This window comes from Kineococcus xinjiangensis (assembly GCF_002934625.1).
Taxonomy (GTDB): Bacteria; Actinomycetota; Actinomycetes; order Actinomycetales; family Kineococcaceae; genus Kineococcus_A; species Kineococcus_A xinjiangensis.
In genome coordinates, this window is the sequence record NZ_PTJD01000012.1 from 56,576 (window position 1) to 72,155 (window position 15,580).

At 75.8% G+C, this 15,580-nt stretch carries 12 protein-coding genes; 7 read left to right on the plus strand and 5 right to left on the minus strand.

Annotation, left to right across the window (positions count from 1 at the left end):
- Positions 1 to 435, minus strand: a complete 435-nt coding sequence (locus CLV92_RS15680) for a hypothetical protein (RefSeq protein WP_104434236.1) — start codon at positions 433 to 435, stop codon at positions 1 to 3.
- Entirely contained in the window at positions 435 to 2,702 is a 2,268-nt protein-coding gene (locus tag CLV92_RS15685) for an MMPL family transporter (RefSeq protein ID WP_104434238.1), read from the minus strand. The genes CLV92_RS15680 and CLV92_RS15685 overlap by 1 nt, the downstream gene beginning before the upstream one ends.
- Positions 2,703 to 2,882: 180 nt before the next feature.
- Between CLV92_RS15685 and CLV92_RS15690 the strand changes: the two genes are divergently transcribed.
- Together CLV92_RS15690 and CLV92_RS23090 are read left to right on the plus strand one after the other, a co-directional pair.
- Positions 2,883 to 3,296 carry a DUF1622 domain-containing protein gene (locus CLV92_RS15690; RefSeq protein ID WP_104434240.1) on the plus strand — a complete coding sequence of 138 codons (414 nt, stop codon included), beginning with the start codon at positions 2,883 to 2,885 and terminating at the stop codon, positions 3,294 to 3,296.
- 65 nt (positions 3,297 to 3,361) lie between these two features.
- Positions 3,362 to 3,628 (plus strand): DUF1622 domain-containing protein, encoded by a 267-nt coding sequence (locus CLV92_RS23090; RefSeq protein ID WP_342762351.1) that lies wholly within the window; start codon positions 3,362 to 3,364, stop codon positions 3,626 to 3,628.
- Here CLV92_RS23090 and CLV92_RS15700 read toward each other — a convergent pair.
- Entirely contained in the window at positions 3,510 to 5,765 is a 2,256-nt protein-coding gene (locus tag CLV92_RS15700) for a putative bifunctional diguanylate cyclase/phosphodiesterase (protein WP_104434244.1), read from the minus strand. The genes CLV92_RS23090 and CLV92_RS15700 overlap by 119 nt on opposite strands.
- Positions 5,766 to 6,132: 367 nt before the next feature.
- Here CLV92_RS15700 and CLV92_RS15705 point away from each other — a divergent pair, with 367 nt between their 5' ends.
- The 5 genes from CLV92_RS15705 (at position 6,133) to CLV92_RS15725 (ending at position 13,614) form a co-directional block, all read left to right on the plus strand.
- Positions 6,133 to 8,742 carry a SpoIIE family protein phosphatase gene (locus tag CLV92_RS15705; protein WP_245886872.1) on the plus strand — a complete coding sequence of 870 codons (2,610 nt, stop codon included), beginning with the start codon at positions 6,133 to 6,135 and terminating at the stop codon, positions 8,740 to 8,742.
- A gap of 292 nt (positions 8,743 to 9,034) precedes the next feature.
- On the plus strand, positions 9,035 to 10,831 hold the full coding sequence (locus tag CLV92_RS15710) for a sensor domain-containing diguanylate cyclase (protein WP_158257282.1): 1,797 nt from the start codon (positions 9,035 to 9,037) through the stop codon (positions 10,829 to 10,831).
- Between the two features lie 61 nt (positions 10,832 to 10,892).
- Entirely contained in the window at positions 10,893 to 11,273 is a 381-nt protein-coding gene (locus tag CLV92_RS15715; protein ID WP_104434248.1) for a VOC family protein, read from the plus strand.
- A 104-nt stretch (positions 11,274 to 11,377) separates the two neighbouring features.
- Complete coding sequence (locus tag CLV92_RS15720) at positions 11,378 to 12,898, plus strand: gamma-aminobutyraldehyde dehydrogenase (protein WP_104434373.1); 1,521 nt, start codon at positions 11,378 to 11,380, stop codon at positions 12,896 to 12,898.
- Positions 12,899 to 12,939: 41 nt separating this feature from the next.
- Positions 12,940 to 13,614: a uridine kinase family protein gene (locus CLV92_RS15725; protein ID WP_245886874.1), complete on the plus strand. Its 675-nt coding sequence runs from the start codon at positions 12,940 to 12,942 to the stop codon at positions 13,612 to 13,614.
- Positions 13,615 to 13,632: 18 nt separating this feature from the next.
- On the opposite strand, the gene CLV92_RS21065 is transcribed toward CLV92_RS15725, so the two are convergent.
- Both CLV92_RS21065 and CLV92_RS15730 read right to left on the minus strand, forming a co-directional pair.
- Entirely contained in the window at positions 13,633 to 13,914 is a 282-nt protein-coding gene (locus CLV92_RS21065) for a hypothetical protein (protein WP_146099586.1), read from the minus strand.
- Between the two features lie 146 nt (positions 13,915 to 14,060).
- Positions 14,061 to 15,395: a sensor histidine kinase gene (locus CLV92_RS15730; protein WP_146099587.1), complete on the minus strand. Its 1,335-nt coding sequence runs from the start codon at positions 15,393 to 15,395 to the stop codon at positions 14,061 to 14,063.
- Between the last annotated feature and the right edge of the window lie 185 nt (positions 15,396 to 15,580).

Below are 15,580 nucleotides of genomic sequence, written 5' to 3' on the forward strand. Positions count from 1 at the left end.
TCAGGGGGTTCCGGCGCCGTCGCGGCAGGACGCCACGCGCTCCCGCAGCTGCGGGTCGAGCTCCTCCAGGCGGTCCACCACCGGCACGAGGTCCCGGGCGCTCATGGACCCGATCGCCCCTGCGGTCCGCTCCGCCAGGTCCAGCGTCTCCAGGGACATCGCCGCCAGGTCCAGGCACGACTGAGGGACCAGCAGCGACTCGGGCGTGGACGAGCGCGGCGCGACCGGCGACGCGGCGCCGTCCGCAGCTCCGCCGGGGGACTCGGCCGGGGTGCTCACCTGCGCGGGCCCGCCGTCCCCGTCGTCCTGCAGGACCGTCACGGCGACGGCCCCGACGACGCCGCCCAGCAGCAGGGTGGCCAGCGGCACGAGCAGGCGCGAGGTCGGCCGCCGCCGGGCGGATCCCGGGCGGGGCGGGGAACTGTGCGCGGGCATCACGGGCTCCCGGGAGGGGCTGCGGGGACGGGGGTGGCGGCCGCGGTGGCCCGCCCGGACAGTGCACGCCCGGGCCAGCCGCTGACCTGGCCGAAGAGGACGAGCAGGGTCGGCACCAGCAGCGAGCGCACGACGATGGCGTCCAGCACGATCCCCAGGGCCATCACGAACGCCAGCTCCCGGAACGGGGCCAGCGGCACCAGCGCCAGCGCGCCGAAGCTCAGCGCCAGCGCGACGGCGGCGGCCGTGATCGCCCGCGACGACTGCGGAACGGAGAGCACCACGGCCTCCCGCAGCGGACGGCCCCGCGCCTGTGCCCAGATGCTGCCGACGGCGAAGACGTTGTAGTCCGACCCCAGCGCGACGAGCAGGACCGCGGCGGCGAAGGGCACGTAGAACGTCATGCCGTCCTGGCCCAGCAGCCCCTGGAACACCCACGTGGCGATGCCCAGGGACGCGGTCAGGGCCAGCACGCTGGAGGCCAGCAGGTACAGCGGCGCCACGAGGGCCCGCAGGAACAGCACCAGGATCAGCAGGTTGACCACCAGGGCGGCCAGCGCGATCCGGCCCAGGTCGCCCTCCGTGATCCCCACGAGGGCCGAGGCCAGCGCGGTGTCCCCGCCGAGGCCCCAGCTCGCCCCCGCCAGCCCCGCCCCGGTCATCAGCTCCGGCAGGCGCTGCTGCAGAGTGCGCAGGGCCGCGATCGCGCTCGCCCCCGTCGGGTCGTCCTCGAAGACCACCAGGTAGCGGGCGGCGTCGCCGCTGGGGGCCAGCAGCAGCCGGTCCTCCAGCTCGGCGGGCAGCGTGCCCGGGCCCAGCACGCCCGCGACGCCCGGTTGCGCCGCCACGGCGGCGCTCAGCTCCGCCAGCTCCCCCCGCCGGGCGGTGACGTCCTGCCCCCGCACGAGCAGCAGGGTCGGCGCCACGATGCCCGGGGTGAACCCCTCCGCGGCAGCCGCCGCCGCCCGCCCGGCCGGCTCGGTCTCCGGCAGGGACTGCACGAAGCCCACCCCGAGGCGCAGGTCCCGCAGGGGCAGGGACGCCGCCGCCAGCCCCGCCGTGAGGGTCAGCACCACGACCAGCGCCACCGGCCGCCGCGTCAGGAAGCGGATGCCGCGGTCCTGCCCGGCCTGCACGCGGGCGGGACGCAGCACGGGACGGCGGGTCGGCCAGAACAGCGCCCGCCCCAGCAGCGCCATCAGGGCCGGGACCAGCGTGGTGGAGACGACCACCCCGACGAGCACGGCGAGCGCCATCGCCGGTGCGACCGCGGCGAAGAAGGGGGAGTCGGCGGCGGCGAGGGCGGCGGTGCCCGCGGCGACCGTCACACCGGCCACCACCACGATGGGGCCGTACTGCCCGCTCGCCGTGCGGGCGGCCTCCAGCCGTGGGAGCCCGTCGTTCAGGGCGCGCCGCATCCCCGACAAGTAGAAGATCACGTAGTCGGTGACGACCCCGAGCAGCAGCGCGAGGACCAGCGGCCGCAGCTCCTCCGGGACGGTGGTGTCGAAGAAGGTGCCCACGATCTCGGCCAGGCGGATGGTGACGAGGAACGCCGCGCCCGCGGTGCCGATGGCCAGCACCGGCGCCAGCACCGAGCGGAAGTGCAGCGCCACGACCAGCGCGATCGCCACCAGGGTGACGCGCTCCACCATCGGCAGGGCGGCGGAGATGATGTGGGACTGCTCCTCCCGGGCGGGGATGGAGCCGGTGACGCCGACGTAGTGGTCGTCGGCCTCCAGGTGGTTGGCCGCGAAGCGCTGCGCGGAGCCGGTCTGCCGTCCCGTGCCCGCCTCCGGGTCCATGAAGAGGTAGGTCAGGGCCGTGGTCCCGCGCTCCGACGACGCCGGGAACCACTCCAGCGTGTTCGTCACCGGCAGCGCGCCCCGCACCGGCTCCGCCTCCGGGTACTCGCCGCGGTTGAGGGCCAGCGCTCGCAGCACCACCTCCGCCTGCGCGTAGGGGGACAGCCCGTCCGGGTCGCGCTGCACCAGCAGCGTGCGCGACATCAGCGGGAACCCGAACTCCTTCGCCGACTCGATCTCCGTCGCGAGGGTCCGGTCGCTGGGATCGATGAACCCCTGCAGGCGCGCCGCGGGGCCGCCCTCCGCGGGGGAGGTGGTCAGCAGGACGGCGGCGACCAGGCCGATCCAGACCAGGACCACGACGTGTCGGCACGCGACCACCGCGCGGGCGTAGCGCTGGGCGAACCTGCCCGCGTGGAGGTGGGGGGTGCCGGGACGCGGATGTGGCTCGATCCTCGCCACCGTGCCCCCTCGTCGCTCGGGTCACCGGCCCGGTCGTCGCCCGATCACGGGGTCACCGCCGCCGGGCTGACGCCCACGCAGGCGATGCTACTGATCGCCCCCGCGTCCGCACGGCGAGCGAGATCCCCCCCTCGGCGCTGCGGTGGCGGGCCGGCGCGGGCGCCGTGAGCATGGCTGACCATGAACAGCGAGGAGGCGGAGGAGCTGCTCCACGAGGCCGTGGGCTTCCTGGTCACGGTCGTGGAGGCCTGCGCCGCCGTGGTCATCGTCGCGGGTGCGCTGTGGGCGTTCTTCCGCTTCCTCAAGGCCGTGGCGACCCGGCGGACCGCGCGGGAGTTCGTCTCCGTCCGTCTCACCCTCGGCCGCTTCCTGGCGCTCGGCCTGGAGTTCCAGCTCGCCAGCGACGTGCTGCGCACCGCCGTCGCGCCCAGCTTCGAGGAGCTCGCCAAGCTCGCCGTGGTCGCGGCGATCCGCACCGCCCTGAACTACTTCCTCGCCAAGGAGATCGCGGAGGAGCGCCGCCAGATCGCCGAGGACGACGCCGACGGGAGGCCGTCGGCCACGGGCGGGGGGAAGGACCGGAGCGCGCCGTGACGAGCGCCGCCGAGGCCGTCCGCCTCGTCGCGCTCCTGCTCACCGGCGCGGCGCTGCTGGCGGCGGTGGGTGCACTGCTGAGCACCCGACGGCCCGCGCTCGCCCTCGGGATCGGCCTCGACCTCCTCCTCGCGGCCGGCCTGCTGCGCCTGGCCACCGCCCCGTCGTGGCGTCAGATCGCGGCGACGGCGGCGATCGTCGCGCTGCGCCACCTCATCGGGAGAGGGCTGCGGGCGGGGGCGCCGGTGTGGCGCCGGCCCGGGCCGCGCAGTGCTGCGCGAACGCCTCCGCCGCCAGCGGCGGGGCGAAGTGGTAGCCCTGCCCGAAGGTGATGCCCAGCTCCCGCAGCGCCTGCGCCTGGTGGGGGTGCTCCACGCCCTCGGCGACCACGTGCAGGTCCAGCGTCGCCGCCAGTGCGGCGATGCCCGCGCGCAGCGACCGTGACGCCTCGTCGTCGTGGGCGACGAGCGAGCGGTCGATCTTGAGGATGCTGATGGGGAAGCGGCGCAGGTAGCTGAGCGAGGTGTAGCCGACGCCGAAGTCGTCGAGGCTGAGCACCACCCCGGCGTCGACGAGCTCCTGCAGCCGGGCGCGCACCGCGTCGTCGTCGGGCAGGGCGTCGTGCTCGGTGATCTCCAGGTGGAGGCGCTCGGGCGCCAGGCGGTGCTCGGCCAGCGCGGCGAGGACGCGCCGGGCCAGCGTGGGGTCGCAGATGCTGGAGAGGCCGAGGTTGACGCTGACGGTGATCCCGGCGGGGCCCTCGGCGTCCCAGGCGCGCAGCTGTGCCAGGGCCCGGTGCAGCACCAGGTCGTCGACCCGCGCGCCCGTGCCCTGCCGCTCCGCCACGCCGAGGAACTCGTCGGGGCGGATGAGGCCGCGCTCGGGGTGCCGCCAGCGCACCAGGGCCTCGGCCCCCACGACGAGGCCGGTGCCGAGGTCGACGAGGGGCTGGTGGAGCACGAAGAGCTCGCCGACGCGCGCCGGGTCTCCGCCGTCCAGCAGGTCCCGCAGGTCCTCGGCGAGGGTGAAGGAGGTCAGGGCGGCCTCGCGCAGGGCGGGGGAGAACACCGCCACCGCCGACTTCCCGGACGCCTTGGCGGCGTACATGGCGATGTCCGCGTCGGCGAGGACCCGCTCCAGGTCGTCGCCGCGGCGCACCTCGACGACGCCGATGCTGGCGGTCACGTGAACGGTGCTGCCCGCCACGTCGACGGGGGCGCGGAGCGCCGCGAGGAGGGCCCGCCCGATCTCCGCGGCGGGGACGCCCGCCGCGTCCTGCAGCACGAGGAACTCGTCCCCGCCCGGCCGGGCGACCGCCCCGGGGGCCGGCACCGCCGCGCGCAGCCGCTGCGCGACCGTCTGCAGCAGCGCGTCCCCGGCGCCGTGCCCGTGCCGGTCGTTGACGCGCTTGAAGTCGTCGAGGTCCACCATCACCAGCACGGGCGAACAGGTGGAGGTCGTCGAGGTGGCCTCCGCGTAGGCGCGGGCCAGGCCCCGCCGGTTCAGCAGGCTGGTGAGCGGCTCCCGCTCCGCGCCGTCCTCGCTGCCCCGCAGCGCGGTGAAGGCCCGGAGCAGCACCGCGACGATGACGAGGAACGTGGCTGCCGTCAGCACCGGCCCGGGCAGGTGGAGGTGGGCGCCGGCGGCGCGGGCGGACAGCAGCGCCGTGGGCGCCAGCACGCACGGCAGGAGGAGCAGCAGCTGCACGGAGGAGCGGCGCAGGTGCGCGGGCGTCCGGGTGCCCCCCAGCGCGGCCATCGACGGGTGCGTCGCGGCGAGGCCGAACAGGAGCATGTTCGCGATGCCCAGCGCCTGCAGCGGCTCCCCGGGCAGGGCGACCCGCCGCCCGTCGAGGGTGACGAGGAGGTCGTAGGCCAGGCAGCCGAACCCGGCCGTCATCGCCAGCACCATGGCGGGGCCCAGCCGGGTGCGGGAGAACACCGCCCACAGCAGGGCGCCGGCCATGGCGACGTCGAGGCTCGGGGCGACCACCAGCACCCAGGGCAGGTCCCGCTCCGCGCGCAGCTCCAGGCCTCGCAGGAGCAGCTCGCTCGCGGCGAGCACCACGACCACGGTGAGCACCGACAGGTCCAGGACGCGTCCGCTCAGCCACCGGGCCCTCCCGGCGCCGGCGGTGCTCGCCGCGGTGGTCGCGGGACCCGTGCGCAGCAGCAGCGGCAGGGCCGCCACCGCGGTCAGCTGCGCGCCGGAGGTCGCCGCGAGCGCGGCCGGCCCGGCGCCGGCCAGCGCCACCGCCGTGTTGCCCGCGGCGACCAGGGCGACGAGCGCGACCACGAGCACCCACACCCCGCGGTGCCCGGGGCGGTGGCGGCGCATCCCGGCGACGACCAGGGCGACGGACAGCCAGTTCGTCGCCAGCAGCAGGGGGGTGCGCAGGGCGGGCACGGCCAGTGCGGTCAGCACCAGCGCGGCCACGACGGCGAGCTGGACGCCCAGGCGGACGGTCATGCGCGCTCCTCCCGGTGGCTCGCGGTGCCGGCCCGCGGTGCTCGTGTGCGGTGCTCGGGTGCGGTGGCCCGCAGCCCCCTTCCATCGGGCCGGTGCCCCACCGCCTTGAGACCCGCGGCCCGGCATGACCGGTTCGGGGCAGTCGGCCGGTCCTGTCGCTCGGGCGGTTCGGGCGGTCGACCGGTTCGGGTGAGCGGGGCGGCCCGCTGCGGCCCTCCCGGACCACGGGGCGACCTATCCTGGGCGCGCTGACGTGCCCGACGGGCCGCAGCAGAGGTCCCCGACGGCGAGCGCCCGGGCCGGGGTGTCTGCGGATCGGGAGTGCGGAGTGAGTGCTGCGGTGCCGCCCAGGGGCGACGACGAAGCGGTGCGAACCAAGACAGGGGACGCGCAGCCGGGGGAGCTGACGACCCGGCGGCTGGCGACGGTGCGCAGCCATCCGGCCCTGACGCGGCTCGCGGAGCTGGCGGCGCGGCTGACGGGGGCGCCGTGGGCGCAGGTGTCGCTGGGGGCGGACTCGCAGGCCGTGGCCGCCGCGGCGGGTTCGGACGTCAGCGTGACGGGTGCGGAGGTCCCCCTCGCGGCGGCGCTGTGCGCGGCGGCCGCGACGAGCGCGGGGCCGCTGGTGGTGGCGGACGCCGCGGCGGACGAGCGCGTCGCGTCGCTGCCGCCGGTGCGCTCCGGCCCCGTCCGCTCCTGCCTCGGGGTTCCGCTGCGCGGCCAGGACGGCACCGTCCTCGGCGCGCTGTGCGTCTTCGGCCCCGAACCCCGCACGTGGCGCGCGTCGGACGTGGCGCTGCTGGACGACCTCGCCGTCGCCGCCGTCACCGAGCTGGAGCTGTCCGCGCTGGCGGTGCAGTACGAGGCGAGCCGCCTGCGCTGGCAACTGTCCATCGAGGCCGCCGGCATCGGCAGCTACGACTGGGACCTGCTCACCGGTGAGCTGGAGTGGGACGACCGGCTGCTGGAGATGTTCGGCTACGACCGGGCCGGCTTCGGCGGCCGCATCGAGGCGTTCTACGAGCGCGTCCACCCCGAGGACCTGCCCCGGGTCACCCGGGCGCTGGAGGCGGCGATCGCCGCGTGCGGGGAGTTCGAGGCCGAGTACCGCGTGGAGCTGCCCGGCGTGGGGACGCGCTGGATCTTCGCCCGCGGCCGGGCGCTGGGCGACGAGAGCGGCAGGGCGGTGCGGCTGCTCGGCGCCGCCTACGACACGACGGCGCGCAAGGACACCGACACCCGCCTGGCCCGGGTGCTGGAGACGATGTCGGTGGGGTACGCCTCCTACGACCGGCAGTGGCTGATCACCTACGTCAACGCCGAGGCGGAGCGGCTGATCGGGATGTCGCGGGAGGACGTTCTCGGCCGGAACGTGTGGGAGCTGTTCCCCGCCGCCGTGGGCTCCCCGATCGAGGAGCACTACCGCGAGGCGGTGGCGACGGGGCAGCCGGTGTCGTTCGACGCGCACTACCCGGATCCGCTGAACGCCTGGTACGAGATCCGGGCCACCCCGACGCCGGAGGGCCTCTCGGTCTACTTCCTCGACGTCACCGCCCGCCGCGTCGCCCAGGAGGAGGCCGAGGACGCCCGCCGCGCCGCGGAGGACGCCCGCGGGGAGGCGGAGGCCGCCCGGGAGGGGGCGGAGCGCACCGCGCAGCGGATGCAGCTGCTGTCCGGCGTCAACGAGGCGCTCGCCGCCACCGTGGGCCTGGAGGAGGCCGTGGGCCGGCTGGCCCGGCTGGTGGTGCCGGGGCTGGCGCAGTGGTGCATCGTCAGCGCCGTCGACGACCGGGCCGGCGAGGACTCGGGACGCGGCATGCGCGACCTGGGCTGGTGGCACGAGGACCCGGCGCTGCGCGAGGTGCTGGAGCGGTACGCGTCGCTGCGGCTGCCCGCGCTCGCCGAGGACGCACCCGCACGGCGCGCCCTCCGCAGCGGACAGCCGGTGCTGGTGCGCGAGGCAGCCGTGCAGGCGATCGGGAGCGCCCTGCACTCGGCGGAGGCGCGGGCGCTGCTGGCGGAGCTGGCGCCGCGCTCGGTGCTCTTCCTCCCGCTGCACGCCGGGGGACGGGTCCTCGGGCTGCTGAGCCTCTTCAGCTCCGACCCGGAGCGGCACGCCACGGACGCGGTGGTGGGCACGGGCCTGGACGTGGCCGCCCGCGCGGGGCTGGCGCTGGACAACGCCCGCCTCTACACCCAGCAGCAGCGCCTCGCGGAGGGGCTGCAGCGCAGCATGCTGACGTCGCCGCCGGAGCCGGACCACCTCCAGATCGTGGTCCGCTACCGCCCGGCCGCCCGGGCCGCGCAGGTCGGCGGGGACTGGTACGACGCGTTCCTGCAACCGGACGGCGGCACCGTCCTCGTCATCGGCGACGTCATGGGCCACGACGTCGACGCCGCCGCGGCGATGGGCCAGATCCGCTCCCTGCTGCGCGGCATCGGCTACTCCAGCGGGGGAACGCCCGCGGCGGTCCTGAGCAGCCTGGACGCCACGATGCAGGGGCTCGGGGTGGAGACGACCGCGACGGCGCTCGTCGCCCGCGTCGAGCAGACCGCGGCGGAGGAGCGAGAGGGGCTGACCCGCCTGCGCTGGTCGAACGCGGGGCACCCGCCGCCGGTCCTCGTCTCCCCCGAGGGCACCGTCACCGTCCTCGACGGCCGGCACCCGGGGCTGCTGCTGGGGGTGGCGCCGGAGTTCCCGCGCGCCGACTCGGAGCTGGCCGTCGAGCGGGGCAGCACGGTGCTGCTCTACACCGACGGCCTCATCGAGCGGCGGGGGCAGTCCCTCGACGAGGGCCTGGAGCGGCTCGTGGGGGTGCTCGCCGACCTGGCGGGGGCGGACCTCGACGGGCTCTGCGACGGCATCCTCGAGCGGATGCTGCCGGCCTCCCTGGACGACGACGTCGCGCTGGTCGCGGTGCGTCTGCACCCGCAGGACCGGCCCCGCCCGCCCGAGGCGGGTCCGGCCACCCACTAGCCGAGCCGTCGTCCAGCCCCGCCCCCGCTCCCGCCCCGCCCCGCCGGACCCTCGCCCCGGCAACGGAAAGGACCCTTTCCGTTGCCGGGGAGGCCTCCCCACCCCGGAAAGGGTCCTCTCCGGGGTGGGGTCGGGCGCACGAGCCGGCCACGGAGCGTGGCGGATCCGGCGGACGGGGGACCTCAGGCGGCGGCGCGGGCGTGCCGATCACCGGAGTGTGAGACTCCTCCGCGTCGTCGGCCCCGGAGCGGGCGCCCCTCCGGGCTCCCGCGGGTCCAGCCTGCTCGGAGCCGTGCGCGGCACCGTGCGCAGCCTCCTGGCGGCCGTCGTGGGGGCCGTGCTCCTCATGCTGACCGTGACGACCTACGTGCTGGGCGTCACCCAGCCGCGCGTGCAGGACTACACCGCGATCACCCGTGAGCTGCGCGTGAGCCACGAGGCGATGCTCGACCAGGAGACGGGCCTGCGGGCGTGGCTGGCCACCGGTGACCGCAGGTTCCTGCAGCCCTACGAGTCCGGCCGCGACGCGGCGGCGGGGGCGCAGGCCCGGCTGCGCGGGCACCTGCACGCGGACGACGAGCTGGCCTCGCGGCTGGTGGACCTCGCGCTGGCGCAGCAGTCGTGGCAGCAGCAGTGGGCGAAGCCTGCGCTTCAGCGGCCCGTGGGTGCGCCCGTCGCGGACACCGCGCGGTTCCTGGTGCAGGGCAAGGAGAGCTTCGACGTCTACCGGCGGGTCTCCGCCGACGCGGTGGCGGTGTCTGCGGCGGGCCGCGATGCGGCGATGCGCGTGCAGCAGCGCGCGCTGCAGGGCCTCGCGCTGTCCCAGGTGATCCTGGGGGCGCTGGCCGTGGCGGTGCTGCTGCGCCGCACCCGCCGGCTGGTGGAGCTGCTGGAGGCGCCGGTGCAGCTGGTGGAGGGCGCCATCGCCCGCATCCACCGCGGCGAGGTGCTGGGTGACCTGCCCGCCTCCGGCGCGGGGGAGCTGGACGACGTGGTCGCGGCCCTGGTCCAGCTGTCGCAGGACCTGGACCGCGAGCGCGCCACCTCCCAGGCGCAGCAGGCGGACGTGCGCCGTTCCCGCGAGCAGCTGGAGGCGGTGCTGGCCGCGGGCCGTGCGATGGCCGCCTGCACCTCCTCGGCCGCGCTGGCGGGCCTCGTGGTGCGCAGCAGCGCCGAGCTGACGGGTGGGCTGGGGTCGCTGTGGGTGCGCACCGAGCAGGGGCCGCACGGCTGCGTGGCGTGGTCGGACCCGTTGCAGGCGTGCACCGACGAGCACGCGGAGGTGGTGGCGGCCGCGGCCACCGACGGCCGCCGGCGCGAGGGGCCGGACCACGTCGCCCTGCCCCTCATCGGGTCCGGGCAGGTGCTCGCCGTCCTGCACGTCGCCTTCCCCGACGCCCTGGCGGACGGGGCGGGGACGCCTGCGGGCTGCACCGCGCTGGAGACCCTGACCGTCAGCGCGGCGGCGCACTGGGAGGCGGTGCAGTTGCACGAGGCCACCCGCGAGCGCGCCGCGAAGGACCAGCTCACCGGCCTCGGGAACCGCCACACCATGCAGGAGGAGATGTCGGTGGAGTGGGCCCGCAGCACCCGGCACGGGCGCCCGCTGAGCCTCGGCATGATCGACCTGGACCACTTCAAGAAGATCAACGACACCGGTGGGCACCTGGCCGGCGACGCCTGGCTGAAGCTCGTCGCCGAGGTGGTCGGTGCGCAGCTGCGCTCCTCCGACCGCGTGTACCGCTACGGCGGCGAGGAGATCGCCGTGATGCTGCCGGAGACCGCGGAGGACGACGCCGCGGTCCTGTTCGAGCGCATCCGCGCCGCCATCGAGGGCGTCCGGGGCCCGGACGCGGCGCCGTCGGCCACCGCGAGCATCGGCGTGGCGGAGCTGCGCCCGGGGATGCTGGAGCCGGAGGACCTCATCGGCAGCGCCGACCGCGCCCTCTACGCGGCGAAGCGGGCGGGGCGCAACCTCGTCGTGCGCGCCGGGGTGCTGGAGCCGGGGCGGCAGGACCCGCAGCCGACGGGAGCCGGCGCCGAGCGCGTGGGCGCGGAGCGGGTGGCGGACGGCGCCGAGGGGCGCTGAGCCGACGTCCCCGGACCCCGGGAGCACGGGGTCGCGCCGGGTGGGTCGCTACCCTCGCCGGGTGCACCGCAGCCGCGTCTCGACGCTCCTGATCGACGTACCGCGCGAGGACGCTCCGTCCGCTGCGGCCTTCTGGTCGTCGGCGCTGGGGGTGCCGGCGCTGCCGGTCCCCGGCGAGGAGCAGTTCACCTCCCTGCCCGGAGCGGTTCCGAACGTCGTGACATCGGTCCAGGCGGTCGACGACCAGCCCCGCTACCACCTCGACATCGAGACCGACGACGTCGAGGCCGAGACCGCACGGCTGGTGCGCCTCGGGGCGGTGGAGGTCCAGCGGTGGCTCGACTGCCGGACGCTGCGGGCGCCCGGGGGCCACCTCCTCTGCGTCATACCGCTGCACAGCGACCGGGAGAGCTTTGAGGCGAACTCCCGCGCCTGGGGGTGAGCGGGGAGACGACCGCCGCTGTCCTCCGTCCGGACCGGGCGCGTCCCACCGCCGACCTGATCCCGATCCACCGCTCGAACTCCCGCTCGAAGGAGCACCAGACCATGACCGCTTCCGTGGACGTCGCAGGGCAGCAGTTCATCGGGGGACGCCGGCGCCGGGGCACGTCCGCCGAGGAGCTCGTGGTGGTCAACCCCTCCAACGGCGAGCGGCTCGCCGAGGACGTGCACGCCTCGCCCGCGGACGTCGACGAGGCGGTGGCGGCCGCCCGTGCGGCGTTCCGGAGCTGGTCGCGCACCACCCCGGCGCGGCGCTCGGAACTGCTGCACGCGCTGGCCGCGGAACTGCAGGGCATGTCCGCGGAACTGGCTGCGCTGGAGAGCGCGCAGGGCGGCAAGCCCATCAAGCTCGCCGCCGGGTTCGACGTCCCCGGGACCATCGACAACGTCTCGTTCTTCGCAGGGGCCGCCCGCAACCTCGACGGCAAGGCGTCGGCGGAGTACTCCGGCCAGCACACCTCCAGCATCCGCCGCGAGCCCATCGGGGTGATCGGCTCCATCTCCCCGTGGAACTACCCCTTCCAGATGGCGGGCTGGAAGATCCTGCCCGCCGTCGCAGCCGGCAACACGATCGTGCTGAAGCCGTCCGAGCTCACCCCGATCACGTCCGTCCTCTTCGCGGAGGCCGCCCAGCGCGTGGGCATCCCCGACGGCGTCATCAACGTCGTGACCGGCCACGGTTCCACCGTCGGCTCCGCGCTGGTGGCCCACGCGGACGTCGACATGGTCTCCTTCACGGGTTCCACCGCCGTGGGCCGGCAGGTGGCCGCCACCGCCGCCGGTGCGATCAAGCGGGTCCACCTCGAACTCGGGGGGAAGGCGCCCTTCCTCGTCTTCGACGACGCCGACCTGGAGGCCGCCGCCCGCGGCGCCGTCGCCGGTTCGCTGATCAACGCCGGGCAGGACTGCACCGCCGCCACCCGCGCCTACGTCCAGCGCCGCCACTACGACGCCTTCGTCGAGCGCGTCGCCGAACTGATGGCGGGCGTGGTGGTGGGCGCCGTGGACGACCCCGCCACCGACCTCGGCTCCCTCATCAGCACCGCCCACCGCGACCGCGTCGCGGCGATGGTCGACCGCGCCCGCGACGCCGGGGCGGAGGTCGTCACCGGCGGTGCGCCCGGAACCGGGGAACTCGCCCGCGGCGCCTACTACCAGCCGACCCTGCTCGTCGGCGCCGCGCAGGACTCCGAGATCGTGCGCGACGAGGTGTTCGGGCCGGTCCTGGTGGCGCTGCCCTTCGACGGCGACGACGAGGGCCTGGCGCTGGCCAACGACACCCGCTACGGCCTGGCCGCCTCCGCCTGGACCGGCAGCGTCTTCCGCGCCCAGCGCGCCGCCGCGGAGATCCAGGCCGGCTGCGTGTGGATCAACGACCACATCCCCATCATCAGCGAGATGCCGCACGGCGGGTACAAGGCCTCCGGCTCGGCCAAGGACATGAGCACCTACAGCCTGGAGGAGTACACGCAGCTCAAGCACGTGATGTCCGCCTCGGCCCCGGAACCGCACAAGGACTGGCACGACCTCGTCGTCACGGTGGCCGGGGACGGGCCGCCCAGGTGACCCCCCGTCCGGGAGGTTCCGCCGCCGGGCATGCTGGGTCCATGACGATCACACTGCCCCCCGGTGAGCCGCCCGCCGGTCCGTGGGCCACCGCATCCTTCGGAGAGCTGCTCCGGCTGCTGCACCAGGCGCCGGTGCCCGCGGGCCGCCCGCGCATCGTGGCCGTCGACGGCCGCAGCGCCGGGGGCAAGTCCACCCTGGCCGACCGCCTGCACGCCGCCGTCCCGGCCTCGGCCGTCGTCCACATCGACGACATCTCCTGGCACGAGTCGTACTTCGGGTGGGCGCCGCTGTTGGTGCAGAGGGTGCTGGAGCCGCTGCGACGGGGCGAGGCGGTGCGCTACCGCCCCTCCGCCTGGGAGGCCCGCGGACGCGACGGCGCGATCGAGGTGCCCGCCGGGCTCGACCTCGTGATCGTCGAGGGGGTGGGTTCGAGTCAACGCGCCGTGTCCGGGCTGCTCGACGCGTCGGTGTGGGTGCAGTCCGACTTCCAGGAGGCGGAGCGCCGCGGCATCGCCCGCGACGCCGCCCTGGGCGTCAACGGCGACGCGGCGGAGACGGTCGCCTTCTGGCACCAGTGGATGGCCGAGGAACTGCCCTTCCTGGAGCAGGACCGCCCCTGGGAGCGAGCGACGGTGATCGTGTCCGGTACTCCCTCGGGCGCCGTTCCCGACGACGAGGTGCTCCTCGCGCCGGGGCCGCTGCAGACGCCGTAGGTCATGTCTGATGGGTCTTCACTTCAGCCAGAGCAGAGGCGAGGCCAGTAGCAGCGCGGCGCGGTTGGCGAGCTGGTCATCGCGTTCCGGGATCGTGACGGCGATCCCGCGGGAGGCGAGGTAGTGGCGGTTGGTGCGGGAGCTGTAGCCCTCATCGCCGACGACTCGATCGGGGGGACGGGTTCTGGGCCGTCCTGGGCTGCGACGAAGCACGCGAATCCGGCTGAGCAGGGTCGGCAGAATGGTGGTGGGGGTACCGCCCGCTTGCGGGGGAGCGTTGATGTTGCCGGCGGTCAGCACGATCGCCGGCGGGCGGCCGCGCCCGTCGACAGCGAGGTGGGTCTTGGTCGTTCCCCCGCGAGCGGGAGGTGCCCCCTCCGTCACCACACCGCACTCGGCGGGCTACCGCCCGCCTCCCGCGTCACCAACCTCAGTGGTCAGAACACCTAGTTCCGCCCCGGCTGCCGCTGCGGGATCGTGAAGCGGATGACGGTGCCGCCGCTGGCGCCGTCCTCCGCCCAGATGCGCCCGCCGTGTCGCTCGACGATGCGCTGGCAGGTCGCCAGCCCGATGCCCTGCCCCGTGCGGGCCGCCTGCTCCAGCATCGCGGACAGGCTGAAGAGGCGCTCGCGCTCCCCGGGCGGGATGCCCATGCCGTTGTCGGCGACGGAGAACACCCAGCGGTCCTCGCTGAGCTCCGCGCTGACCTTGATGCGGCAGGGGTGCTGCGGGGAGCGGTGGTCGAGGGCGTTGCCGATGAGGTGGCGCAGGAGCTGCTGCAGCAGCACGGGGTTGCAGTGCACCTGGGGCAGGCCGTCGCTGACCACCCGCGCCCCGGTGCCGCGCAGCCGCCCGCGCAGGTCGAGCACGGCCTGGTCGAGGACCTCCCGCACCTCGGTGAGTTCCCGGGGGTGCTCCGAGGCGCCGGCGTGCGCGTGGGCGAGGAGCGCAGTGATGAGCTCCTGCATCCGCAGGGTGCCGCGCAGGGCCGCGTCGATCCACTCGTTGGCCCGTTCGTCCAGGGAGTGGCCGTGGACCTCGCCGAGCAGTTCCAGGTACCCGGCGACCGCCCGCAGCGGCGAGCTGAGGTCGTGGCTGGCGACGGCGGCGAACTCCTCCAGGTCGGCGTTGGAGCGCGTCAGCTCCCGCACGGTCTCGTCGAGCTCCTCGCCGCGCTCGCTGAGCCGGTCGTGCGCGGCGCGCAGGGCCTCCTCCCGGGCGCGGTCCACGGTGACGTCGGTGAGCGTCACCGCGGCGCCCAGGACGGTGCCGTCGGGGCCGGTGAGGGCGCGCCCTGAGCAGACGACCGTGGTGGTGGGGGCGTCGGGGGGAGCGATGACGACCTCCTGGCCGCTGACCTCCCCGTCGTGCAGGGCGCGGTGCAGGGGGGAGCGGCGGGCGCTGAGGCGGGTGACCCCGTCGACCTCGTACACGTGGCAGCGCTCCGGTGCGGGCACGGCCGCGTCGGGGGCGTCGGCCTCCGTGCCGTGCCAGCGGCGGGCGGTGCGGTTGACCAGGGCGATCCGCCCGTCGGGACCGGCCACGAGCACCCCGACGTCGAGGGACTCCACGGCGGCCTCCAGCAGCGCCCGCCGCGACTCCGCCGCCGCGAGCTCGGCGCGGGCCGCGTCGCGCTCGGCGAGGGCCTCGGCGAGGGCCTCGCCCAGCGCCACCTCGAGCGGGCCCGGGCCCTCGACCGCCACCGGCCGCACGGCCGCCACCGGTCCCGGGAGGGCAGGCTCGCGCCGGGCTGCCGGCCCCGCCGCCTTCCTCGCGCTCATGCCGCTCCAGTTCCGCGGCCACCGCCGTCTCGATGGCGGTGCCGTTGCAGTCACCGGCGACTCCGCCGGGCGGGGTGGCGCAGTCCACCCACCCGTGATCATCGGTCCGGGGCCGGAGCCGCTTGAGTCGGCCGTCCGGGCGACGTCCGACCGGGGGAGGGAAGGCGCTCCTGGATGCTCAACCA

Excerpts from the sequence above, each read along its gene's own strand:
- CLV92_RS15680 (WP_104434236.1), bottom strand. The coding sequence starts at position 435 with ATGCCCGCGCACAGTTCCCCGCCCCGCCCGGGATCCGCCCGGCGGCGG.
- CLV92_RS15690 (WP_104434240.1), top strand. The coding sequence starts at position 2,883 with ATGAACAGCGAGGAGGCGGAGGAGCTGCTCCACGAGGCCGTGGGCTTC.
- CLV92_RS15700 (WP_104434244.1), bottom strand. The coding sequence starts at position 5,765 with ATGACCGTCCGCCTGGGCGTCCAGCTCGCCGTCGTGGCCGCGCTGGTG.
- CLV92_RS15720 (WP_104434373.1), top strand. The coding sequence starts at position 11,378 with ATGACCGCTTCCGTGGACGTCGCAGGGCAGCAGTTCATCGGGGGACGC.
- CLV92_RS15725 (WP_245886874.1), top strand. The coding sequence starts at position 12,940 with ATGACGATCACACTGCCCCCCGGTGAGCCGCCCGCCGGTCCGTGGGCC.
- CLV92_RS15730 (WP_146099587.1), bottom strand. The coding sequence starts at position 15,395 with ATGAGCGCGAGGAAGGCGGCGGGGCCGGCAGCCCGGCGCGAGCCTGCC.